The sequence below is a fragment of the Geobacillus sp. YHL genome, assembly GCF_022341265.1.
Taxonomy (GTDB): domain Bacteria; phylum Bacillota; class Bacilli; order Bacillales; family Anoxybacillaceae; genus Geobacillus; species Geobacillus thermoleovorans.
In genome coordinates, this window is the sequence record NZ_JAEIGB010000001.1 from 133,316 (window position 1) to 156,883 (window position 23,568).

Consider the following 23,568-nt stretch of genomic DNA (forward strand, 5'->3'; position numbering starts at 1 on the left):
CGATCAATCGGGAACGTGGAGCGATGGAAAGGAGGAGATGACAATGATTTCGGCGCAAACGACGGAAGCCGATTTATGGATTGATGGAGAATGGCGGCCGGCTGCCAGCGGCGAACGGTTTGACGTCATCGACCCGGCGACGGGCGAAGTGACGGCCCGCGTCGCCAACGCTGGCGAGGACGATGTTGACGCGGCGGTCGCCATCGCCGAAGAGGCGTTTTCGGATCGGCGCTGGCTAGCCATTTCCCCGCTTGAGCGCGGACGCATCTTGCGGCGCATCGCCGAACTGATCCGCCAGCACCACTACGAACTGGCGCAGCTCATGACGCGGGAAAACGGCATGCCGATCAATCTAGCGTTGTTTGTTGAAATTCCGCTTGCCGCCGACTGCTTCGACTTTTTCGCCTCGCTCGTCGTCAAGCCGCAAGGGGAGGTGCTGCCGTTTTCCGTCGCCGGCTCGGCGCCGGATTATATGGCGTGGACGATGAAGGAGCCGATCGGGGTGGCTGGGCTCATCACCCCGTGGAACTTTCCGCTTTTGATGCCGACGTGGAAAATCGCCCCAGCGCTGGCGGCGGGCTGTACGATGGTGTTAAAACCGGCGCCGGAAACGCCGCTGACGGCGTTGAAGCTTGCTGAGATTTGCCATGAGGCCGGCGTGCCGGAAGGCGTCATCAACGTCCTGCCTGGACTCGATGAGGCCGGAAAAGCGCTCGTCAGCCACCCTGGCGTGCCGAAAATCGCGTTTACCGGCGAGACGGCGACCGGCCGCCATATTTTGCAAGCGGCCGCGCCGCACATCAAACGGGTGACGCTCGAGCTCGGCGGCAAGTCGCCGAACATCATCTTTGCCGACGCCGACTTGGAACAGGCGGCGAAAAGCGCGCTGTTTGGCGTGTTCTACAACTCCGGGCAAGTATGCCAAGCGGGAAGCCGCATTTTAGTGGAACGGCCGGTTTACGAAACGTTTGTCGAGCTGTTGGCCAGCAAAGCGAAAAAGCTGAAAGTCGGGCCCGGCACGGATGCGCGCAGCGACCTTGGCCCCGTCATCAGCCGGGAGCAATACGAGAAAGTATTGCGCTACATTGACATCGGCAAGCAGGAAGGGGCGAAGCTCGTTGCGGGAGGGAGCGCTTTAGATGGGCTTGGCGGCGGCTATTTCATTGAACCGACCGTCTTTGCCGATGTATCGCCATCGATGCGCATCGCCCGTGAAGAAATTTTCGGGCCGGTCGCCGCTGTCATTCCGTTTCAAGATGAAGAGGAAGCCGCCTCCATTGCCAACGATACGATTTACGGCTTGGCGGCGGCGGTTTGGACGAATGACATCAAGCGGGCGCTCCGCTTAGCGCGGCGGGTGAAAAGCGGAACCGTGTGGATCAACACGTACCAAGTGCTGTCGCCGACTGCGCCGTTTGGCGGCTATAAGCAGAGCGGCCTCGGCCGCGAGCTCGGGATGCAGGCGCTTGAACCGTATTTGGAGACCAAAACCGTCATTTGCGACGTAAACGACCGGCCGATGACTTTGTTTTAAGGTCGAAGGTGGTTTCCTAATAGAGCATTTCAAGGAGGGAGATCACGATGGTCCATCACGATGGATTTCAAACGGTGAAAGGAACGATCGATTGGGAGCATCCGATGTACAAATTGTATGAAAAAGCGAAGCGGAACGGGAAATGGAACCCGGCGGACATCGATTTCAGCCAAGACAAAGAAGATTTCGCGCGTTTGACAAGCGAAGAAAAGATCGCGGCGCTGCCGCTCGTTGCCGGCTTTTCCGCCGGCGAGGAGGCCGTGACGCTCGATATTTTGCCGATGACGAACGCCCTCGCGCGCCAAGGGCGGCTCGAAGATGTGATGTTTTTGACGACGTTTATGCATGATGAGGCGAAACATGTTGAGATGTTTTCCCGCTGGCAGCAGGAAGTCGGCATCGGGGCCATGGACTTGTCCGTCTTCCATAACGACCATTATAAACGCATTTTTTACGAAGCGCTGCCGGAGGCGATGAACCGGCTGTACACCGACGACTCGCCGGAAGCGGTCATCCGCGCCGCCACCGTCTACAACATGATCGTCGAAGGGACGCTCGCCGAATCGGGCTATTACACGTTCCGGCAAATTTACAAAAAAGCCGGGCTGTTCCCAGGGTTGCTCCAAGGGATCGATTACTTGAACATGGACGAAGGCCGGCACATTCAGTTCGGCATTTATACGATCCAACGGCTCGTCAATGAAAACGAACGATATTATGAGTTGTTCATCCGCTATATGGACGAATTATGGCCGCATGTCGTCGGCTACGTCGCCTATTTGACCGAGCTCGGAAAGCGCCAGCAGCAGCTCGCCCGCACATATGCGCTCGAGATCGACTACGACATGCTGAACAACTATGTCGTCAAACAGTTCAACATTCGCAAAAAACAAATCAGCCGAGCGAAACGGTATGACAGCGTCGAGGAGCTCGAAAAAACGTTGAGTGAGGCGGAACGCTGAAAACCAGCGCGGGAGCGGCTGTTTCCGCCACCAACAGGGGGATGAAGATGGCTGAACGTTTGAGAAGAATCGTTGCTCTTTCTGTTGTAACCGTTTTGGCTGCCGTTGTTGGCTGGCTTTTGGGCGGCGCTGGCCGGGCGGCGGCAGAAGGACAGGAACCGTCCGGATTTGTCATACATGCAGATAAAGTGGTTGGGACGATCGATTTAGGCGGAATCATTCTCAAAGCGCCGGTCGTTTTAACGGGAGATATGCCCATCGCCTTTATTCAAGCGAAAATATACGGGATGACATTGACGAAACAACAAACGATGGCGGGGCACACTGTGTCGTTTACGTTCCATACCGATCAAGTTGCGCGGACAAAATGGATGAAAATGAGAGTGAAAAAAATGGAAATCGGCGGTCTGTGCATGGATGGCGTGCCGCTTGTCGAGCAATGTTTGAAAGATGTAACGGTAGTCGCGACAGAACTGACGGCGGATGAGCTTGTCATTCCGCAGTTATCCGCTGCTGCGGCGTTCGGAACGGCTTCAGTGGATGAGGGCAGCTCGATGAAATCGAATGGGGGCCAACCGCCAGAGACGTCAACGGAAACCGATCAGCCGGCTGCGCCGTCATCAGGAGAAAAGCCAACCGCGCCATCGGAACCGAGCGCATCGCCGGATGAACCATCTTCCGCTGCGCCCAGTGGGCCGACGAATGGAAGCAGCAATGGGGCGGGGGACGGAAACGATCCGCCATCCGTAAAACCGGCACCTGAGAAAGAAGAGACGCCATCGATCCCAACTGCTCCTGCCGAGCAGCCGTCAACCATCACCCTTCCATCGCTTGACCCGGCGGGCGGGTTGATCGAGGAAGTGAAAGAAGAACAGAAGAAAACAAGCGAGCTGATTGACCAAATCAGCGACGTGGTGCAATCCGGGGTGAGCGGGAAGACGCTTGATGGCATCGAGCAGATGATCCGCAACCAGACGGAGCAGCTGACTGAACAGCTGGCACAAATCGATGCCATCTGGCAGCAGACAAATGAACAGTTGAAAGACATGCAGCAGGAGTTAAAGGAGCATAAGCCGCCGGATGGGACGGGGAGCGGACAACGGCTGCCGACGCAGGAACTGCCTGCGCCGCTTTCCGATGCGGGAGAAGAGAAGGGGATGATCGAACAGGTGTCGGAACGCATTCAACAGTATAAAGCGCAGCTTGAACAGCTTGAGGAAGTGAAACAACAGCTCGAACAACAGAAAAATGAGCTGAAACGCTGGCTGCGGGCGCTGCCATAAAGCGCGGGGACGCGCCGCTGTCAAGAGGCAAAAAAAAAAGCGGCGCGCTCTTTTTTCCGCGCCGGCGCTTCAAATAATGCCGTCGCGGATCGCTTTCACAATGGCTTCCGTCCGATTTTTGGCGTTCATTTTTTGCAAAATGGCCGATACATAGTCGCGCACCGTATACTCGCTCAAATGGAGCCGCTTCGCTGCTTCATACGTGGACGCCCCTTCGGCGACGAGCTTCAGCACCTCGATTTCCCGCGGCGACAAGTGCGGCACTGATGGAACGAGCTCCGGACGGCCTCCGTTGAATTTCGCCAGCACTTCGCCGGCGCTTTGGCCGAATTTCATGACCGCGGTGAAAATGTCGCTCGATAACGTGAAAGGTTGCCCGGGGCCTTGATCCAAAATGGCTGCACCGATGAGCCGGTTTTCCGATGGAGCGTAAATCGGAGCGATGACGATCGATTCGAGCTGGAATTGTTCCACATATTTCGCCGGCAACCCTTCCGCTGCATCAGACAAGTAAATAGGCGGAACGTTCGCCATATGATTGCCAAGCAATTGCAGCTGCTGCACGTACTGTTTAATGAGCGGCAAGGCATTAATGTCCTCGCGAATGCTTTTGATTTGATCGATGTCCAGTTTGTATCCGTAAAGTCCGAATCCGCTTTCATTGACACTCGAGTAGGCGAACAGTGCGCATCGTTCAAACGGCAAATAGGAGACAAAACCGGAGGAAATGTATTCCACCGCCTGCTGCAATGATTTCGCACGCATGATCAACCGGTCAAATAAAATGACGGCATCTTTCCAAAGCTGGTCTTGTTTCGTTTGCTCAAGCGCCATTCCCCCGGCGTGAAACAATTCGAACGAATGAAGGAGAAACGGAAGAACTTGGTGATCCGCTTCATCTGTGCAAAATAGGAAAACGCTTTCTTCCCATGGAAGCGGAATGACGCGTTTCTTTCCCCTCGCCTTTGGCATATAGGCAAGCAGCTGTTCACCCAAGGAAAAAATGGTGTCAGCCCCCATCATGTGGACGTCTGTCGGCAGCCACTCTGCTTCTCCGTATAGTTTTTTGACGTAAAAGCGGCCGTCCGCCTTGTCCAGTTCGGCGATCCAATGGATGGGCATTTGTCTCGAGACGGCAAGCTGTTCCAAAAACCGACCGATGTCCGGCTGGTTGTCGACCGTTGGGGAAAAAACGGCCTCATACATTTTGGAAAACAAATATTGAACGGCTTGATGGTCATGAAATGTGCTGCCGGGGATGGCTTGAACGACTTCGTGCACCGCATTTTCGAGCATCGTAAAGACAAACGTCATTTTGTTGGACGGCGAAAAACATGAATGGCTGCGCCATGCTTCACCGATCGTTTTCAGCCATTCGCGCGCCTCGCCATTCGCTTCCGTCATGTGTTTGGAAAGCAGTTCAATGGCCGCTTCAAGTGAATGGGCCGCGATATGCTGCTTTTTCTTCAATTCGCCTAATTTTTCATTCCAGCGGGCTGCGATCGATTCGCGGTGCCGTCCGATGACCGCCATCCCATCTTGCAAAATGGCCTGTAGCTTTTCACTTAGCGTACGATGCACCGCTTTTCCCTCCTTTTGCCGACTTGTCCGTTATCCATGAGTGGACAATTGCGTTTTTCTTTATGTGTTAATATTATAACAATTCTGTCTATTATATAACAAATAGTTTTATCCGAAAGTGTACAAAAAAGACGGCCGCCCGAAAACGGCCAGGCGCGCCTTCGGGACAGCCGATTGGTTGTCTTGTGGAGTGTAGGCGGAAGACATCGATTTCACGATGGGGTCTTTTCCTTTCGTTTCGCCAGCGAGAAGCAGCCGGCAAGAGTTGGGTAATTTTTGCTATACTATAGCCAACAACACAATGACAAAAGGAGATGAGGGAATGAGCACAGCTGTCCATAAACAAGAAGCTCCCCAAACCGTCCGCTGCAAAGTCATCACCGTCAGCGACACGAGAACGGAGGAAACCGACCAAAGCGGCCGGCTGATGATCGAGCTGCTCACGGAAGCCGGGCATGAGGTCGTCGGCTATGAGATCGTGAAAGACGAAGCGGACGCCATTCGCGAGGCAGTGCTTGACGGCTGCCGCCGCCTTGATGTTGATGCGGTGCTCACGAACGGCGGCACCGGCATCGCCAAGCGCGATGTGACGATCGAAACGGTCGGCGCGCTGCTGGAGAAAGAACTCGTCGGCTTTGGCGAGCTGTTCCGCTTCCTAAGCTACACCGAAGACATCGGCGCCGCCGCCATGCTGTCGCGCGCTGTCGCCGGCGTGGCGATGGACACCGCCGTCTTTTGCACTCCCGGCTCCACCGGCGCCGTGCGCCTCGCGATGACGAAGCTCATTTTGCCGGAGCTTGGGCATGTCGTGCGGGAGATTCGGAAGGATAGGGCGCCGCGTTGACGAAAAGAGAACATAAGCGAAAAAGGGGATGCCCGCTGCGGGCATCCTCTTTCATTCATCAAGCCTTGATGCATTTTTCCCGCTCTTGATTGCGCAGGATGAACCGCTGGATTTTTCCGCTCGGCGTTTTCGGCAGTTCGGCGACAAATTCGACTTCGCGCGGGTATTCATGCTTGGATAAGCGCGTTTTGACGAACAAGGACAGCTCGTCGGCCAGCTCGTCCGACGGCGCAAAGCCTTCTCTGAGCACGACAAACGCTTTGACGATTTCCCCTTTGACGGGATCCGGCTTCCCGACGGCGGCTGCTTCGACGACAGCCGGATGCTCAAGGAGGCAGCTTTCGATTTCAAACGGCCCGATGCGGTAGCCGGCGCTCGAGATGATGTCGTCCGCCCGTCCTTGGAACCAGAAATACCCGTCTTCGTCTTTTGTCGCCAAATCGCCGGTCAAAAACCAAGGGCCAACAAGCCGCTCGGCGGTTTTTTCAGGGTCTTTCCAATACCCCTTAAAGACGTTCGGGATCGAGTCGGTGTTAAAGGCAATTTGTCCGACTTCGCCGTCGGCGACTGGGGTTCCGTTCTCATCGAGCAGGGCCACGTCAAAGCCCGGCAGCGGCCATCCCATCGAGCCTGGCCGGATTTCCATCTCGGCGGCGTTGAAGTTTCCGATCAGCATCAACGTTTCCGACAAGCCATAATGGTCGTGGATCGTAACGCCCACGTGCTCTTGGAAAAAGCGGATGACTTCCGGATTGAGCGGTTCGCCCGCTGAGCTCATGGCGCGCACGTTCAGTTGATAGCGGCGAATGACGTCCGCGCCGGCCGCCGCCATCGCCCGATACGCGGTCGGGGCGTACGCGAAATTGGTCACCCGGTATTTTTCCATCAAGGAATAGCACGTCTCCGGCTTAAACGGCCCTTCGTAAAAGACGATCGGCACGCCAAAGGCCATCGGCGCAAAGGTGCAAAAGACGAGCCCGTACGCCCAGCCCGGATCCGCCCCGCCGAAAAAGACATCGTCATCGCGCAGGCCAATCGCATAGCGCATATACGGATAAATGTTGATGAGCACGTTGTGCGGCCACATGGCGCCTTTTGGCATCCCGGTCGAGCCGGACGTATACTGAATCGCGAGCAGATCGTCGACCGTCGTTTCTTCGATCGAGTGCTCAGTCGACTCTTTCGAAAGCGCTTCCCAAAATGGCTGGTCTTGATCATGAGACGGTCCGTCAATGACAAAAATGTGTTCCAATGTCGGCATGTTGTCCCGCGGCGGCAGTTTGGCGCTCTGTTCCTTGTTCGTCAAGAGGACTTTCGCCTCGGAATGGTTGATGCGATATTCAATCGCCTGCGGGCCAAACGCGGTAAAGAGCGGCACATACACGGCGCCGACTTTCCAAGCCGCCAAAATGTAGACGACAAGGGCCGGGTTTTTCGGCATCAGCGCGCAGACGCGATCCCCTTTTTTCACGCCCAGCTTGCGGAACACGTTCGCCATTTGGTTCGACCAATCGCGCAATTGCCGATAGGTGATCGTTTTTTGCTCTCCTAAAGCGTTTTCATAAAACAGCGCAATGCGATTCGGATCCTCGGCATACCGGTCGCATACTTCGTGGGCGGCGTTGAACCGGCTGCGGGGATCCCAGTCGTAATGAGCGAATGCCTGATCCCAAGAAAATGATTGAATGAGTGAGGCAGGTGATAGATGGTTGGCCATGTCTGATCCCTCCGTTGTGTGAAAAGGAGTCAAATCAATAATAATTCAAATAGAAATAAAATTCAATATATTTTTTAAGGATAATAAATGGAACCCATTGGAGAAAGGGGATAGAATGAAAAAAGAGGAGCTCCCCAGCTTGAGCGCTCCTCTCAATCGCCAAGAAAGCTTTCGTTTGCGACAGCGTATCCTTCGTCATCGCGGCGGAATCCGCCGCATCAATCTCCGATCTTCTGGTCAAAATCGGGCCGCATGGTTTGTCTGCCGTCTTCAAAAAGGGATAAGCGGCATCGGCGCTCATTTGTTATGGGGTGTTATGGTTTTTCGACCCGCTTTTTTCCGTGTCGGCGATGAAACGGATGGAGCAATGCGATACCAAATCCATAAATCGTTGACGATCGAAGCGAGCTCGGCGATGTCAGCATTGAGCTGGCACGAGCGCGCAAAATCCGCTTCTTGGCCGAGCGCGTCTTGTTTTTCGTTGATTTCCCGCTCCAGTTCGGCGATGCGGTCGGGGATCAAGCCGCGGATCGTTTCCCATTCCAGTAAAATCGCCTCTTGTTCGTTTGGGCTGTAGTCCTCCCAAGGCTTGTCCAGATGCGGCAGGCGGATGCCGAGCCGTTTGTCGTCGATGAAGATGCCGTTCATCCTCATGGCCTCCTTTTCTTCTATTATACGAAACGTCCCCATAGAGCGTGGTGGAATTTTTATGCTTTTTCAGGAATACGTATTGAAAAATGATCCGAAAGCTGATAAAGTGATAATGTATTAAATTTGAATATTTATTTATGTTTAAGTATATTTATGTGACAAGAGAGGAGAACGACCATGGCAAATCCGAAATTGGTGCTGGCATACTCTGGTGGTTTAGATACATCAGTTGCGATCAAGTGGCTTCAGGAGCGCGGCTATGATGTGATCGCGTGCTGCTTGGACCTTGGCGAAGGGAAAGACCTCGATTTCGTGAAAGAAAAAGCGCTCAAAGTCGGCGCGATGAAATCGTACGTGATCGACGTCAAAGACGAGTTTGCGAACGAGTATGCACTCATCGCCTTGCAGGCGAACGCGTTGTACGAAGGGAAATATCCGCTCGTTTCGGCGCTGTCGCGTCCGCTCATCGCGAAAAAACTCGTTGAAATCGCCGAGCTTGAAGGCGCGGTGGCGGTGGCCCACGGCTGCACGGGGAAAGGGAACGACCAAGTGCGCTTTGAAGTGTCGATCAAAGCGCTCAATCCAGATTTGGACGTGATCGCCCCGGTGCGCGAGTGGAGCTGGTCGCGCGAGGAAGAAATCGAATACGCGAAAAAGCACGGCATTCCAATTCCGGTTGACCTTGACAGCCCGTTTTCCATCGACCAAAACTTGTGGGGACGAAGCAACGAGTGCGGCATTTTGGAAGACCCATGGGCGGCGCCGCCGGAAGAGGCGTATGAGCTGACGGCTTCGCTTGAGAACGCGCCGGATGTGCCGGATGTCATCGAGATCGGCTTTGAACAAGGCGTGCCGGTGACGTTAAACGGGAAGGCGTATCCGCTTGCGCAATTGATTTTGGAGCTGAATGCGTTGGCCGGCAAGCATGGCGTCGGCCGCATCGACCACGTCGAAAACCGCCTTGTCGGCATCAAGTCGCGCGAAGTGTACGAATGCCCAGGGGCGATCACGCTCATTAAAGCGCATAAAGAGCTGGAAGACTTGACATTGGTGAGAGAAGTCGCCCATTTCAAACCGATCATCGAACAAAAAATCGCCGAAGTCATTTACAACGGCCTTTGGTTCTCACCGCTGAAAGACGCGTTGGTCGCGTTTTTGAAAGAAACGCAGAAAAACGTCACCGGCGTCGTGCGCGTGAAGCTGTTTAAAGGCCATGCGATCGTCGAAGGGCGCAAATCGCCGTTCTCGCTCTATGATGAAAAATTGGCAACATACACGTCCGAAGATGAATTTGACCATCAAGCGGCGGTCGGATTCATTTCGCTGTACGGCCTGCCGACGAAAGTGCACAGCATCGTGAACAAGCAAAACAAGGCGTCAGTGCCGACCGGCCAATGAAGGAAAATGAAGGGAACTTCATGAAAGGAAGGAGGAAGTCGCATTCCTCTGCGGCGAGATTCGTGAAAAAGCTTTGGGGCGGACGGTTTACGAAAACAGCGGAAGAATGGGTCGACGAGTTTGGCGCGTCGATCCCATTCGACCAAGAGCTCGTTGAAGAAGACATTGAAGGCAGCCTTGCCCATGTGACGATGCTTGGCGAATGCGGCATCCTGCCTGAAGGCGATGTAGAGCAGATCAAAGGCGGGCTCATCCGCCTGTTGGAAAAGGCGAAGCAAGGGGAGCTCAAATTTTCCATTGCCTACGAGGACATTCATTTAAACATTGAAAAAATGCTCATCGACGACATCGGACCGGTCGGCGGCAAGCTGCACACTGGACGGAGCCGGAACGACCAAGTGGCGACCGATATGCATCTATACTTGCGCAAGCGGGTTGAAGAGATTCTCGGCCTCATCCGCGGGATGCAGCGGGCGCTTGTCGCTCAAGCCGAAAAGCATGTCGAAACGATCATGCCCGGATATACGCATTTGCAGCGGGCGCAACCGATTTCGTTCGCCCACCATCTGCTGGCTTATTTTTGGATGCTCGAGCGCGACTATGAGCGGTTTTCCGAGTCGCAAAAGCGCATCAACCGCTCGCCGCTCGGCGCCGGGGCGCTCGCCGGGACGACGTTTCCGATCGACCGGCATCGGACGGCGGAGCTTTTGGGCTTTGCCGATATTTACGAAAACAGCCTCGATGCGGTGAGCGACCGCGACTTCATCATCGAGTTTTTAAGCAACAGTTCAATGCTCATGATGCACCTGTCGCGGTTGGCCGAGGAGTTGATTCTTTGGTCAAGCCAAGAGTTCCAGTTCATTGAGCTGGATGATGCGTTTGCGACCGGCAGCAGCATCATGCCGCAAAAGAAAAACCCGGACATGGCCGAACTCATCCGCGGCAAAACCGGCCGCGTGTACGGCCACTTGATGGCGCTCCTCACGGTGATGAAAGGGCTGCCGCTTGCTTACAATAAAGATATGCAAGAAGATAAAGAAGGCATGTTTGATACAGTAAAGACGGTCATTGGGTCGCTGAAAATTTTCACCGGTATGATTGAGACGATGAACGTGCGCACGGACGTGATGGAGCGGGCGACGAAACAAGACTTTTCGAATGCGACCGAGCTTGCCGATTACTTGGCGGCCAAAGGTATGCCGTTCCGCGAGGCGCATGAGGTCGTCGGCAAGCTCGTCTTGCGCTGCATCGAACAAGGCGTCTTTTTGGCCGATTTGCCGCTTGACGTGTACAAAGAAGCGTCGCCGCTTTTTGAAGAGGACATTTATGACGCGTTGAATCCGCGCACGGCCGTCAACCGCCGCAACAGCGCCGGCGGCACCGGTTTTGCCGAAGTGCGCGCGGCGCTGGCGAAGGCGAAACAGTTGCTTAGCACCCCGTAACGGCGGGGTGTTCTTTTTTGACCGTCACATGTTTTCACATCGGACAAGGAAGTTTTTCGGTCCATCTGCTTCATGTGACGAAGACATTATTCTTTCGGCGTCCTTACAACGAGCACATCGCATTTCGCATGGCGGACGATGTTTTCGGAAACGCTGCCGATCAAGAGCCGTTCGACAGCGTTTAAACCGGTCGCCCCGCAAACGATGAGATCGGCTTTGTATTTCGGAGCGACGTCTTTGGCGATTTTCACTTTCGGCGAGCCGAATTCGACCGCGATGTCCACATCGTCGAGCCCGGCGGCGATGGCTTCGTTTTTATACCGTTCCAGAAGTTCGTTCGCATATTGCTCCGACCGTTCGGCGAGGGCGTAATCGTGCGCTTCCACGGTTGTGAACCCGCGCAAATCGATGATGTGGGACAAAATGAGTTTCGCTCCGTTTCGCTTGGCGATTTGGATCGCTTTTTTCAACGCCCATTCCGCTTCTTTCGAGCCATCGACGGCGACGACGATCGTTTGGTAGGTCATGGTCATGTTCTCCCCTCCCTTTGGTTAAAAATGCTATCTCTATATATGGTATACCCATCGCCCTTTGACGAGAAACTAGGCCATATATTGAGATTTTGTGAACAGGGGAGGAAGAGCAATGGAAAAGCGGTATAACGACTGGCAGTACGATGAGGAGGAAGTGCGGACGATCACCGAGCAAATTACCGAGTCGTATGAAAGCGGCATTGTTGACGAGGATGAATCGTATTACGACCCGCGCCGCGAAGTCGGCGAATAGCCATAGCGCCTGCGCGTTATGGTTATTTTTTTGTATTCGCTCCGGTTTGTAGTAAAGTAAAAATGAGACAGCAAATCGCGACGAGGAGGGAGAAGGGTGCGGCACGCCTTGATTACGGCCGGAGCGAAAGGATTGGGGAGAAAAGTGACCGAGCTGCTGCTTGATAAAGGCTACTCGGTGACGGTGAACTACCGGAGCGATGAACAGGCGGTGCGCTCGCTTGCCGAGAAGTACCGCGGCGCCGCTGACCGCCTCCAGTTTGTGCAGGGAGATGTGACGGACAAAAACGATTTAGCGGCGCTTGTGGACGCCGCCATGGAGCGGTTTGGCCGCATTGACTGCCTCATCAACAATGCAGGGCCGTACATTTTTGAGCGGAAAAAGCTGGCCGATTATACGGAAGACGAATGGTACGAAATGATTGAAGGCAATTTGAGCTCGGTCTTCCATTTAGTGAGGCGGACGATCCCGATTATGCGAAAACAACGGTTTGGCCGCATCATTACGTACGGATTTCAAGGAGCGGCGGATGCCCCGGGCTGGGTGCACCGTTCGGCGTTCGGCGCGGCGAAAGTCGGGCTTGTATCGCTGACGAAAACGATCGCCCTGGAAGAGGCGGAATATGGCATTACCGCCAATATGGTGTGCCCAGGCAATATTGTCGGCGCCATGAAAGAGGCGGGGATCGCCGACGCCCGCGCCAGGCGGGATGCGGAAACGCCGGTCGGACGCCCGGGGACTGGTGAAGATATCGCCCGCGTGATCGCGTTTTTATGCGAGGACGACTCGGATTTCATCACCGGCGCCGTCATTGACGTCACCGGCGGAGCGAACGTCATTTACCGCCACCTTTTCCGTTGAGAACAGCGCCTCCTCCTTTTTCGTTTGCTTTTGCGCGAAACGGGGCACAATAAAAGAAGAAGCGGGAAGGAAAAAGGAGGAAAAAGTAATGAAGATCGGCATTCCAAAAGAAATCAAAAACAATGAAAACCGCGTCGCCATCACTCCGGCAGGCGTGATGACGCTCGTCAAAGCGGGGCATGACGTGTATGTGGAGACGGAAGCCGGCGCTGGGTCGGGTTTTTCCGATTCCGAGTATGAAAAAGCCGGGGCAGTGATCGTGACGAAAGCGGAAGATGCCTGGGCGGCGGAGATGGTGTTGAAAGTGAAAGAACCGCTGGCTGAGGAGTTCCGCTATTTTCGCCCCGGATTGATTTTGTTTACGTATTTGCATTTAGCCGCGGCCGAAGCGCTCACGAAAGCGCTCGTCGAGCAAAAAGTGGTCGGCATCGCTTACGAGACGGTGCAGCTTGCGAACGGCTCGCTGCCGCTGTTGACGCCGATGAGTGAAGTCGCCGGCCGCATGTCGGTGCAAGTCGGCGCCCAGTTTCTCGAGAAGCCGCACGGCGGGAAAGGCATTTTGCTTGGCGGCGTGCCCGGGGTGCGGCGCGGCAAAGTGACGATCATCGGCGGCGGCACAGCGGGGACGAACGCGGCGAAAATCGCGGTCGGCCTCGGGGCGGACGTGACGATTTTGGACATTAACGCCGAGCGGCTGCGCGAGCTCGATGATTTGTTCGGCGACCAAGTGACGACGTTGATGTCCAACTCGTATCATATCGCCGAGTGCGTGCGCGAATCCGATTTGGTCGTCGGCGCCGTCTTGATCCCGGGGGCGAAAGCGCCGAAGCTTGTGACGGAAGAGATGGTGCGCTCGATGACGCCAGGCTCGGTGTTGGTCGACGTCGCCATTGACCAAGGCGGCATTTTTGAAACGACCGACCGCGTCACGACGCACGACGATCCGACATACGTCAAGCACGGCGTCGTCCATTACGCCGTCGCGAACATGCCGGGCGCTGTGCCGCGTACGTCAACATTCGCGCTTACGAACGTCACGATCCCATACGCCTTGCAAATCGCCAACAAAGGCTACCGCGCCGCTTGCCTCGACAATCCGGCGCTGTTAAAAGGGATCAACACGCTCGACGGGCACATCGTGTACGAAGCGGTCGCGGCGGCGCACAACATGCCGTATACGGATGTTCATTCGTTGCTGCAGGGATGAAACAATGAAGATGGAGCCGCCTTGATGGCGATGAGAAAACAAAGCTGTCCGAATCGGCTTGGGGATCGGGCCGGTGGACAGCTTTTTTGATGCGCTCATTCGCGGCAGCTTTTGCCAATGGCCTCTCTCGTTAAACAATGATCAACTCCTTCGAAAACGACGTCAACACCTCAACCCCATGATCCGTGACCGCGACGTCGTCTTCAATGCGCACGCCGCCGATGGATGGGACGTAAATGCCTGGTTCGATTGTAAACACCATGCCGGGGGCGAGCGGTTCGTTGTTGGCGCCATGAAGCGATGGGTATTCGTGGATCTCGATCCCTAAGCCGTGCCCGACGCGGTGGGTGAAATAGTCTCCGTAGCCGGCTTGTTCGATGACGTTTCGGGCGGCGCGGTCGATCTCGCCCATCGCGGTTTGTGGGCGGCAGGCGTCGATCGCCGCCTGCTGGGCGCGCCGAACGGTATCGTAAATGAGCCGCTGTTCGTCGCTTGCCGTCTGACAGACGACGGTGCGGGTAATGTCGGAGCAATACCCATCGACGATGACGCCCAAATCGAACAGCACGAAATCGCCTGGTGCGACCGCCGCCGTTCCCGGCACGCCGTGCGGATCGGCTGATTTTGCGCCCGTGAGCACGGTCGTGGGAAACGACATCCCTTCAACGCCGAGTTTTTTCAGCTCATATTCAATAAGGGCGACAAGTTCGAGCTCTGTCACGCCCGGGCGGATGGCCGAGACGCCGATTTCGATCGCTTTGTCGGCCAGTTTTGCCGCCTGGCGCAACACCTTCATTTCCTGCTCATCCTTGATCAGGCGAAGCTGGCGCAGCTTTTCTTCGGCGTCGTGCCACTTGGCGTTTGGAAACAATGCCGAGAGACGCTCGAAACGGGCGAACGACAAATGGTTTTTCTCGATGGCAATCAAGCCGGGTTTTGCGCCGCGCGCTTCGAGATGGCGCCCGATCTCTTCCCATGGGTCGGTGCTGTCGTCGTAGCCGATCACCGTATACCCAAAGCCGCTCCGGCGGGCGCGCGGGACTTCCATTTGCGGACAGACGAGCGCGGGCTCGCTGTCAGGGAAGACAAGCAATGCAAGCAGCCGCTCGTGTGGATCGCAAAAAAAGCCGCTCAAATAAAAAACGTTGGCGCTTGACGTAATGAAGGCAAATGAATCATCATGATGTTGAAGCCATGATGAAAAAGCATCCAGCCGTTGGTTCATCGTTCCCTTCCTTCCTTTTTTCGTGATCGTCCATTTTGAGCGTATCAAGAAACGGGCCGTTTGTAAATGGACAGGAGGGAAAAGAAGGGAATGGATGGGCGGCGGCGAATCATGTGTAGTGGAAAGGAGAGATGTGACGATGAAAATCAGCTACCATGGCCATTCGGTCGTCCGCATTGAGACGAACGGAAAAACGATTTTGATCGACCCGTTCATCACCGGCAATACGACGACCGATTTGAACGCGGCGGATGTGAAAGCGGATGTCATTTTGTTGACGCACGGGCACGGGGATCATGTCGGCGATACGGTTGAAATCGCCAAGCGGAACAACGCCCTTGTCGTGGCCACATTTGAGCTGGCGACGTATTTAAGCTGGCAAGGCGTCGAGACGTTTGGCATGAACATCGGCGGGGCGCGCGAATTTGACTTTGGCACGGTCAAGTTCACGCAGGCGTTCCACAGCTCCGGGTTTGTGACGGACGACAAGCAAATCATTTATTTAGGCATGCCGACCGGCATTTTGTTCACGGCCGAAGGCAAAACGATCTATCATGCCGGCGATACCGGGCTGTTTTCCGACATGAAGCTGATCGGCGAGCGCCATAACATCGATGTCGCCTTTTTGCCGATTGGGGACAGCTTCACGATGGGGCCGGAAGACGCGGCGGTCGCCGCCGAGTGGCTCGGGGCGAAACTCGTCGTGCCGATCCATTACAACACGTTCCCGCCGATCACCCAAGACCCCGAGCGGTTCGTCTCGCTCCTTCCGCCGGGCGTCGGCCGCGCGTTGAAACCGGGGGAAAGCATCGAGCTGTAACAGAGGCGCTCTTCCCGCTTTGGGAAGGGCGCTTTATGATGGCCGGCGCGACCGTTGAATCCCCGCCGCCAGGCCCGTTATAATGAAAGTAACAAACGCGTAAAGGGTGAAGAACCGTTGGCGACAAAACACGAGCAAATTTTGGAATACATCCACCGGCTGCCGATCGGCGAGAAAATTTCTGTCCGGCAGATCGCCAAGGAAATGGGCGTAAGCGAAGGGACGGCGTACCGGGCGATCAAGGACGCCGAGAACAAAGGGTATGTGAGCACGATTGAACGCGTCGGCACGATCCGGATTGAGAAGAAACGGAAGGAAAACATTGAGAAGCTTACGTACGCCGAGGTTGTCAACATTGTGGACGGCCAAGTGCTTGGCGGACGTGAAGGGCTGCATAAGACGCTCAACCGTTTTGTCATCGGCGCCATGCAGCTGGAGGCGATGATGCGCTATACGGGCGCAGGGGATTTGCTTATCGTCGGCAACCGGACGAAGGCGCACGAGCTGGCGCTTCAGGCGGGGGCGGCCGTGCTCATCACCGGCGGGTTTGACACGGCCGACCACGTGAAAAAGCTCGCCGATGAGCGGCAGCTGCCGATCATTTCGACGAGCTATGACACGTTTACGGTCGCGACGATGATCAACCGGGCGATTTACGACCAGCTCATCAAAAAAGAAATTGTGTTGGTCGAGGATATTCTCATTCCGCTTGACAAAACAGCGTACTTGCGCGTCCATGATCCGATTGAGCGGTGGTATGCGTTGAACAAAGAGACGCGCCATAGCCGGTTCCCGGTCGTCGATGATGAGCTGAAAGTGCAAGGGGTTGTGACGGCAAAAGACGTGCTGGATGTCGACCGGCAGCTGCCGATCGAAAAGGTGATGACGAAGCAGCCGATTACGGTGAACGGAAAAACGTCAGTGGCGTTTGCTTCTCATATTATGGTATGGGAAGGAATTGAGCTTCTCCCGGTGGTGGATGACTATAACCGGCTGCAAGGGATCATCAGCCGCCAAGACGTGTTAAAAGCGCTGCAAATGGCGCAGCGCCAGCCGCAAGTCGGGGAGACGATCGATGATCTCATCACCGCCCAGTTTCGTGAGTCAGGCGACAAAGAAACGCTGTTTCGCTGCACGATCACGCCGCAGATGACGAACTATTTAGGGACGCTCTCGTACGGCGTGTTTACGACGATCGTCACCGAAGCGGCGGCGCGCATGCTTCGCGCGTACAAACGCGGCGATTTGGTGATGGAAAATATCACGATTTACTTCATCAAGCCGGTGCAAATCGACAGCACGGTCGACGTGCGGGCAAAGCTTTTAGAGCTCGGGCGCAAGTTCGGGAAAGTGGATGTCGAAGTGTATAACGAAGGCGATCTTGTCGGCAAAGCGATGATGATGTGCCAGCTGATCGACCGATAAACGGTAAAGGAAAAAAAGGATGTCCACTTCCTTATGGGAACATCCTTTTCCTTTATCGTTGACCGGCGCATACGCCAAACGGCATTACCCTTGTTTTGCCGCTTCCTTTGCCTCTTCGACCGCCTGCGGCAGATAGCAGCGGTAGGCGCGGTAGCCGGCCCAAACGCTCCCGAAGCCTAAGGCGATAAAAATGGCGCAGATGATATAGGTCACGGTTGTCTGATACAAAAACAATTGGTTGATCCCGAACAAGGCAACGAACAGTCCAAGCGCCATGCTCGATTTCGCTGAGAGAAAGCGGCGTTCCATCGGGCGCTGGGAGCGTACGTAGCGGATTTTATAATAGACGTAAAACGAAAAGGAAAATATAATGAAAATAACCAAGGCTGGCATGGTTGGGTCCCTCCGTTGTTCATTTCTTTTTTCATTGTACATAGAAGCAGGGAAAAATGCCAGCGGTTGAATATGACAGGTGACTAAAGGGGAAGAACGAATGAAACCGGTTCATCAACAAATTCTTGATGCGATTCGTGAATTTGACACGATCATCATCCACCGCCATGTTCGCCCGGACCCGGACGCGTACGGGTCGCAAGGCGGGTTGGCGGCGTTGCTTCGGGCGTCGTTTCCGGAAAAACGAGTGTATGCGGTGGGGACCGATGACCCATCGTTATCATTTTTACGACAAATGGATGTCATTGACGATGCCGTTTATGAACAGGCGCTTGTGATCGTCTGCGATACAGCCAATGAGGAGCGGATTTGCGACAGCCGCTATCGGCTCGGGCGAAAGCTCATTAAAATTGACCATCACCCGAACGACACGCCGTATGGCGACATTATGTGGGTCGATACCGCCGCCAGTTCGACAAGCGAGATGATTTATGAGTTTTATTTGGCGGGGAAAGAGGAAGGGTTGACGATGACCGCTGAGGCGGCGCGTCTCATTTACGCCGGCATTGTCGGCGATACGGGCCGCTTTTTGTTTCCGCGCACAAGTGAAAAAACGTTCCGCTACGCTGGGGAGCTCATTTCGTACGGTTTTTCGCTGACGGAATTGTACGACGGATTGTATCGGACGAGCTTGCCGCTCGCCCGCTTAAGCGGTTATGTGTTGTCGAACTTTATGATCGAGGAAGGGGTGGCGGCTGTGAAAATGCCGCGGGCGCTGCTTGGGGAATACGGCGTCACCCCGCTTGAGGCGTCGCAACTCGTCAGTTTGCTCGGCAATATTGACGGCATTGTCGCCTGGGTGTTTTTCATTGAGGAAGAACGGGAAATCCGCGTCCGCTTCCGTTCCAAAGGGCCGGTCATCAATGTGGTCGCCAAACGCTACGGCGGCGGCGGCCATCCGCTCGCAGCCGGTGCGTCCATTGCTTCTTGGGAGGAAGCGGATCGCGTGATTGAAGACGTAAAAGCGGTTTGCCGGGCTGAGCGGTGACGGAAACGGGTGGTTTTAAAAAGTTGTTGTTTCAAATGAAGCGTCATGTTGATAGGAGAAGGCGTCCCGAAGGCTTTCGGGACACCCTCTTTTCCCGCAAGACGCGCTTGTTTGGCACTCCACCGCGGCGGAATGGGGCGGCAAGGCGCGCTCTACGGAAGCGGCGTCAGTTTCACTTCGACGGCCAACAAGGTAAAGATCGTGAGTGTGTGAAGTTCAAGCCGGTATGTCTTCTCGTGGATCGTATACGTTTTGTTTTCAATTGCCCGCTCAATCAGTTCGCGGCTGTTGTACACTGTTTCGATATCTTTCGCAATCAAATGGGACAAATCTTCTTTGACGCTGTCTTCAATGCGAAACGTCGTGTATGAATCAAGTTTATATTGCTCGGCGTTGGCGAGATGGACGGAAACGTCCTGCACGGTCAGCTTTTTTTTCATTTCCTTATTGTAATGAATATAGTCTTCCTGCCAAATGCGAATTTCGTTTTGCAAATCGGCGATCTGTTCGTTGAGCTCATTGACGTGTTGCACTTGTTTTTCCTGCAAGACGCCGAAAATATACAAAAAGACAAACCAACTGATGAGCGCTCCGATCGCCGCGCCGGCGAAAAAGCGCTGCCATGACGGGTATTGGTAATACGGAGGAATTCTCATGGCGAAATGTGCTCCTGCGTCAGCCACGTGATGATCGCCACTCCGGTCTGTGCTCCGCCCATGGCGGACAAAATGAGCAAAAATTGCCGCACGATGTCTTTCGTTTCCCCTAAAAACAGCCCTCGCTCAACGACGTAAAACGTGTCAAACGTCCCGCCGATGGCGGCGACGACCGCCCAAATGCGCAAATCGCCGGCAAATCGGTACATGGCCGTCAGCGGCTGGCCGCCGCTCAAAAACGCGCCGAGCGCGCCGATGATGGCGCCGCCAAGCAGCACGCCGACGGCGATAAAATAGCTTTGAATAAACGCCGGCAAGAAGGCCGCTTTTTCGTTCATGCGTTTCCCCGCCCTTTCTTTCTCTCTTATCTATGTATATCAATAGGGTGGACGGAGTATGTAGCCGAAAGAAAAGTTTTCGCCCGTCAAGCGCACGGATGAGGGAGGGATGGTCATGATGTTCGTCCACTTGCATGTGTTGAGCGGATACAGTTTGTTTCAAAGTGCGGCGGCGGTGGAGGCGCTTGCAGCGAGGGCGAAACAGCTCGGCTATCAAGCGCTCGCGCTCACGGACCGGAATGTGTTGTATGGCGCTATTCCGTTTTACCGGGAATGCAAGCAGAACGGCATTCGCCCGATTATCGGCGTGACGGCTGATGTCGCTCTTTCTGGGGAGGAAGCGTTCCCGCTCGTGCTGTTGGCCGCCAATGAAGAGGGGTATCGCCATTTGCTTGAAATCAGCACCATGATACAAATGGGGGAAACAAAGCATATGGAGGAAGCCGCTCTTGTGCGCTTAAGCGGCGGCATCATCGCCATCACTCCCGGAAGCGAGGGACGCGTCGAGTCGCTTGTGGCCGCCGACGAATGGGAGCGGGCGAAAGAGGCGCTTGGCCGCTATCATCAGCTGTTTCCAGGACGGCTGTATGTCGCCGTTCAGCGCGGCGAGCAAACGCGAGCCCCATATGAAGCCGGGTTGTTGCAGCTGGCGGAGGAAACCGGCGTCCCAATCGTGGCGACGAACGACGTCCGTTACGTGGAGCGCAGCGATGCCGTGGCGTGGCGTTGCTTGCAGGCCATCGGCCGCGGCGCGCTGCTCGCTGACATTGAGGACGATAACGGCCGCTATTTGGCGGGGCCAGAGGAGATGGCGCGCCGGTTTGCGGACTTGCCGGAGGCGCTCGAGAACAGCCTGGCGATCGCCGATCAATGCGAGCTGCAGATCGAGTTTGGCGGCTGGCGGCTGCCGGCGTATCCTGTTCCGGACGGAGAGACGGCCGACAGTTATTTGCGCCGCTTATCGGAACAAGGGCTCGCCCGACGCGTGCCGTCGGCCGATGAGCGCTACTGGCGTCGGCTTTCGCATGAGCTGGATGTGATTCAGTCGCTTCATTTCAGCGACTATTTTTTGATCGTCGCCGATGTGCTCGCCTACGCCCGCCGGCGCGGCATCTTAACCGGCCCGGGCCGCGGTTCGGCGGCCGGGTCGCTTGTCGCCTACGCATTGTCGATCACCGATGTCGATCCGATCAAGTATGGGCTTTTGTTTGAACGGTTTTTAAATCCGGAGCGGGCGTCGGTGCCGGATATTGACTTGGATTTTCCTGATGGCCGGCGCGAAGAAGTGATTCGCTATGTGGCGGATAAATACGGGCGCGACCGCGTTGCGCAAATCATTACGTTCGGTACGTTCGGCGCCAAAGCGGCGCTGCGCGAGACGGCCAAAGCGCTTGGCGTCCCTGAGCGGGAGGCGGAACAGGTCGCGGCGCTGCTGCCGAGCAAACAAAGTGTGACGCTCCGCCAATGGCATGCCGAGTCCGCCGCTTTTCGGCGCGCGGTGGCAGCGGTTCCGCAAGGGAGAGAGTGGCTGGCTGTTGCGCAAAAACTGGAAGGGCTGCCGCGCCATACGTCGATCCACGCTGCTGGTGTCATCATCAGCCCGGAGCCGCTCGTTCGCTTCGTGCCGCTGCAGCCAAGCCATGGCGAATGGCCGCTGACGCAATACGCGATGGGGGCGCTTGAAGCGCTTGGATTGCTGAAAATTGATTTTCTCGGTTTGCGCACGCTCACGTTGATCGAGCAGATCGTGCGTTTGATCGAGCGGCAGACAGGAAAGCCGTTTGACATCCGCACGCTGCCGCTCAATGATGAAAAAACGTACGCGCTGCTTGGCGCTGGAGATACAAACGGCATTTTTCAGCTGGAATCAAGCGGGATGAAGCGTGTGCTCGCCGAGCTGCGGCCGTCGCAATTGGAAGATGTCGTCGCCGTCAATGCCTTGTATCGGCCAGGGCCGATGCAAATGATCCCCGTTTACATCCGGCGCAAGCGCGGGGAAGAGCCGGTGTCCTATGCCCATCCTGATCTTGAGACGATTTTGGCGCCCACATACGGGGTGTTGATCTACCAGGAGCAAATTATGCAAATCGCCGCCCGGCTTGCCGGATTTTCGCTCGGACAAGCGGACGTGCTTCGCCGGGCGGTGGCGAAAAAAGAGAAAGCGCTGCTTGCTGAGCAGCGTCAGGCGTTTGTCGCCGGCTGCGTGGCGAACGGCTATCCGAAAGCAGTCGCCGAGGAACTGTACCGACACATCGTCCGCTTTGCCGATTACGGCTTCAACCGAAGCCACGCGGTCAGCTATGCGCTGTTGTCGTATGTGATGGCGTATATGAAAGCTCATTACCCGCTTTGTTTTTATGCGGTCATGCTCACCAATGCTTCCGGCGACCGAGAAAAAGCGGCGGTATACTATTGGGAGGCGGCGCGAAAAGGGATCAACGTCCTTTTGCCGTCGGTCAACAAAAGCGGTTTTCGCTCTTCCGTGGAGGGGAGCGCCATTCGCCTTGGGCTCGCGATGGTGAAGCAAGTCGGCTCGGCGGCGAAGCTGATTGTCGAGGAGCGGAAAGCGAACGGACCGTTTGCCGACTTCTTTGATTTCGCTGCCCGCCTGCTGCCAAAAGGGCTCGGGCGCCCGGCGCTCGAGGCGCTCATTTCCGTTGGGGCGTTTGACGAGTTCGGTGCAGATCGGGCTTCGCTTCTTGCCAGCATTGACATTGCGATCGAACATGCGCAATGGGTTCAGGCGCTGCAAGCCGGAGGGCTGTCGTTAAAACCGAAATATGCTGCCGCACATTCGTGGCCTTTGTCCGAACGGCGGCGGCGGGAAGCGGAGTTTCTTGGCTTCGCCGTCACCCCGCATCCGGCGGCGGTGTGCCGCCCGTTGCTGCAAGCGGCGGGGGCGGTGTGTGTTGCCGATGTACAAGGTCCGTCAACTGTAGTCGGGGGAGCGGTCGTCCGCATACGGAAAACGAGAACAAAGCAGGGTGAAGAAATGGCGTTTTTCACCGTCGGCGATGAGAGCGGGGAATTGGAGGCGGTGGCGTTTCCGAACGTTTACCGCCGCGCGGCGGACATATTGAAAGAAGGGCAGTTTGTATTGCTTGCCGGAACGATTGAGGTGCGCGGCGGACGGCGTCAGCTCATCATCCGCCGGGCCGAACGCTTGACGGCGTCGGCGTTGTATATCGACGCCAGCCGCCAAGACAAGGCGCGTCTTGCCGCGCTGAAGCCGCTGTTGGAACGACACCAAGGCCGCACTCCGGTGTATTTGTACGATGAAGCGAAGCGGAAGCTTCTCCGTCTTCCCGAGCGATATGCGGCCGATCTCACCGCCCCGCTTGTCGATGAACTGCTTTCCTTGTTCAGCTTCGGACGCGTGGTCGTCAAGTAAATCGCT

General features: G+C 55.7%; 21 protein-coding genes. 13 read left to right on the forward strand and 8 right to left on the reverse strand.

Translation table 11 applies throughout. The annotated features are described in order from the left end of the window. The first annotated feature begins 43 nt into the window (after positions 1-43). The 3 genes from JCR24_RS00625 to JCR24_RS00635 are packed head-to-tail and all read left to right on the forward strand — an operon-like array spanning position 44 to position 3,779. Positions 44-1,534 carry an aldehyde dehydrogenase family protein gene (locus tag JCR24_RS00625; RefSeq protein ID WP_238979910.1) on the forward strand — a complete coding sequence of 497 codons (1,491 nt, stop codon included), beginning with the start codon at positions 44-46 and terminating at the stop codon, positions 1,532-1,534. Between the two features lie 47 nt (positions 1,535-1,581). Continuing rightward, entirely contained in the window at positions 1,582-2,496 is a 915-nt protein-coding gene (locus JCR24_RS00630; RefSeq protein ID WP_023633828.1) for a R2-like ligand-binding oxidase, read from the forward strand. Between the two features lie 47 nt (positions 2,497-2,543). Next, a complete protein-coding gene (locus tag JCR24_RS00635) occupies positions 2,544-3,779 on the forward strand; it encodes an AAA family ATPase (protein ID WP_050582928.1) in 1,236 nt (411 codons plus the stop codon). A gap of 69 nt (positions 3,780-3,848) precedes the next feature. Here JCR24_RS00635 and JCR24_RS00640 read toward each other — a convergent pair whose 3' ends face one another. Further along, the gene (locus tag JCR24_RS00640; RefSeq protein WP_023633830.1) at positions 3,849-5,360 is read right to left on the reverse strand and encodes a response regulator transcription factor; all 1,512 of its coding nucleotides are present in this window, start codon (positions 5,358-5,360) and stop codon (positions 3,849-3,851) included. 322 nt (positions 5,361-5,682) lie between these two features. Between JCR24_RS00640 and JCR24_RS00645 the strand changes: the two genes are divergently transcribed. Beyond that, the gene (locus JCR24_RS00645; protein WP_238979911.1) at positions 5,683-6,204 is read left to right on the forward strand and encodes a MogA/MoaB family molybdenum cofactor biosynthesis protein; all 522 of its coding nucleotides are present in this window, start codon (positions 5,683-5,685) and stop codon (positions 6,202-6,204) included. Between the two features lie 58 nt (positions 6,205-6,262). On the opposite strand, the gene JCR24_RS00650 is transcribed toward JCR24_RS00645, so the two are convergent. Both JCR24_RS00650 and JCR24_RS00655 read right to left on the reverse strand, forming a co-directional pair. Then, positions 6,263-7,921: an acetate--CoA ligase gene (locus JCR24_RS00650; RefSeq protein WP_238979912.1), complete on the reverse strand. Its 1,659-nt coding sequence runs from the start codon at positions 7,919-7,921 to the stop codon at positions 6,263-6,265. Positions 7,922-8,218: 297 nt separating this feature from the next. After that, entirely contained in the window at positions 8,219-8,569 is a 351-nt protein-coding gene (locus JCR24_RS00655) for a hypothetical protein (protein ID WP_014196539.1), read from the reverse strand. 180 nt (positions 8,570-8,749) lie between these two features. Between JCR24_RS00655 and JCR24_RS00660 the strand changes: the two genes are divergently transcribed. Both JCR24_RS00660 and argH read left to right on the forward strand, forming a co-directional pair. Next, complete coding sequence (locus tag JCR24_RS00660) at positions 8,750-9,970, forward strand: argininosuccinate synthase (RefSeq protein ID WP_011232231.1); 1,221 nt, start codon at positions 8,750-8,752, stop codon at positions 9,968-9,970. A 62-nt stretch (positions 9,971-10,032) separates the two neighbouring features. Then, positions 10,033-11,412: an argininosuccinate lyase gene (argH, locus tag JCR24_RS00665; RefSeq protein WP_238979913.1), complete on the forward strand. Its 1,380-nt coding sequence runs from the start codon at positions 10,033-10,035 to the stop codon at positions 11,410-11,412. 86 nt (positions 11,413-11,498) lie between these two features. Here argH and JCR24_RS00670 read toward each other — a convergent pair whose 3' ends face one another. Continuing rightward, positions 11,499-11,945, reverse strand: coding sequence for a universal stress protein (locus JCR24_RS00670; RefSeq protein ID WP_021322122.1), 447 nt, complete (start codon positions 11,943-11,945; stop codon positions 11,499-11,501). A 112-nt stretch (positions 11,946-12,057) separates the two neighbouring features. On the opposite strand from JCR24_RS00670, the gene JCR24_RS00675 reads away from it, so the two are divergent. From JCR24_RS00675 to ald, 3 genes are all read left to right on the forward strand, one after another. Next, positions 12,058-12,198 (forward strand): hypothetical protein, encoded by a 141-nt coding sequence (locus JCR24_RS00675; protein ID WP_011232228.1) that lies wholly within the window; start codon positions 12,058-12,060, stop codon positions 12,196-12,198. Between the two features lie 96 nt (positions 12,199-12,294). Next, complete coding sequence (locus JCR24_RS00680; RefSeq protein ID WP_013144502.1) at positions 12,295-13,059, forward strand: SDR family oxidoreductase; 765 nt, start codon at positions 12,295-12,297, stop codon at positions 13,057-13,059. An 88-nt stretch (positions 13,060-13,147) separates the two neighbouring features. Continuing rightward, positions 13,148-14,266 carry an alanine dehydrogenase gene (ald, locus tag JCR24_RS00685; RefSeq protein ID WP_011232226.1) on the forward strand — a complete coding sequence of 373 codons (1,119 nt, stop codon included), beginning with the start codon at positions 13,148-13,150 and terminating at the stop codon, positions 14,264-14,266. A 130-nt stretch (positions 14,267-14,396) separates the two neighbouring features. Here the strand turns inward: ald and JCR24_RS00690 are convergent, their stop codons facing one another. Further along, on the reverse strand, positions 14,397-15,491 hold the full coding sequence (locus JCR24_RS00690; RefSeq protein WP_011232225.1) for a M24 family metallopeptidase: 1,095 nt from the start codon (positions 15,489-15,491) through the stop codon (positions 14,397-14,399). Between the two features lie 139 nt (positions 15,492-15,630). Between JCR24_RS00690 and JCR24_RS00695 the strand changes: the two genes are divergently transcribed. Then, a complete protein-coding gene (locus JCR24_RS00695) occupies positions 15,631-16,311 on the forward strand; it encodes a metal-dependent hydrolase (RefSeq protein ID WP_011232224.1) in 681 nt (226 codons plus the stop codon). 117 nt (positions 16,312-16,428) lie between these two features. Then, positions 16,429-17,736 (forward strand): CBS domain-containing protein, encoded by a 1,308-nt coding sequence (locus tag JCR24_RS00700; RefSeq protein ID WP_011232223.1) that lies wholly within the window; start codon positions 16,429-16,431, stop codon positions 17,734-17,736. Between the two features lie 84 nt (positions 17,737-17,820). Here JCR24_RS00700 and JCR24_RS00705 read toward each other — a convergent pair whose 3' ends face one another. After that, on the reverse strand, positions 17,821-18,129 hold the full coding sequence (locus JCR24_RS00705) for a YtpI family protein (RefSeq protein WP_011232222.1): 309 nt from the start codon (positions 18,127-18,129) through the stop codon (positions 17,821-17,823). A gap of 100 nt (positions 18,130-18,229) precedes the next feature. Between JCR24_RS00705 and JCR24_RS00710 the strand changes: the two genes are divergently transcribed. Continuing rightward, a complete protein-coding gene (locus JCR24_RS00710) occupies positions 18,230-19,177 on the forward strand; it encodes a DHH family phosphoesterase (protein WP_011232221.1) in 948 nt (315 codons plus the stop codon). A gap of 152 nt (positions 19,178-19,329) precedes the next feature. On the opposite strand, the gene ytrI is transcribed toward JCR24_RS00710, so the two are convergent. Further along, positions 19,330-19,833, reverse strand: coding sequence for a sporulation membrane protein YtrI (ytrI, locus tag JCR24_RS00715; protein WP_014196532.1), 504 nt, complete (start codon positions 19,831-19,833; stop codon positions 19,330-19,332). Beyond that, positions 19,830-20,171, reverse strand: coding sequence for a sporulation membrane protein YtrH (gene ytrH / locus JCR24_RS00720; protein ID WP_011232219.1), 342 nt, complete (start codon positions 20,169-20,171; stop codon positions 19,830-19,832). The genes ytrI and ytrH overlap by 4 nt, the downstream gene beginning before the upstream one ends. A 115-nt stretch (positions 20,172-20,286) precedes the next feature. Here ytrH and dnaE point away from each other — a divergent pair, with 115 nt between their 5' ends. Continuing rightward, a complete protein-coding gene (gene dnaE / locus JCR24_RS00725; protein WP_238979914.1) occupies positions 20,287-23,562 on the forward strand; it encodes a DNA polymerase III subunit alpha in 3,276 nt (1,091 codons plus the stop codon). Positions 23,563-23,568: the final 6 nt, after the last annotated feature.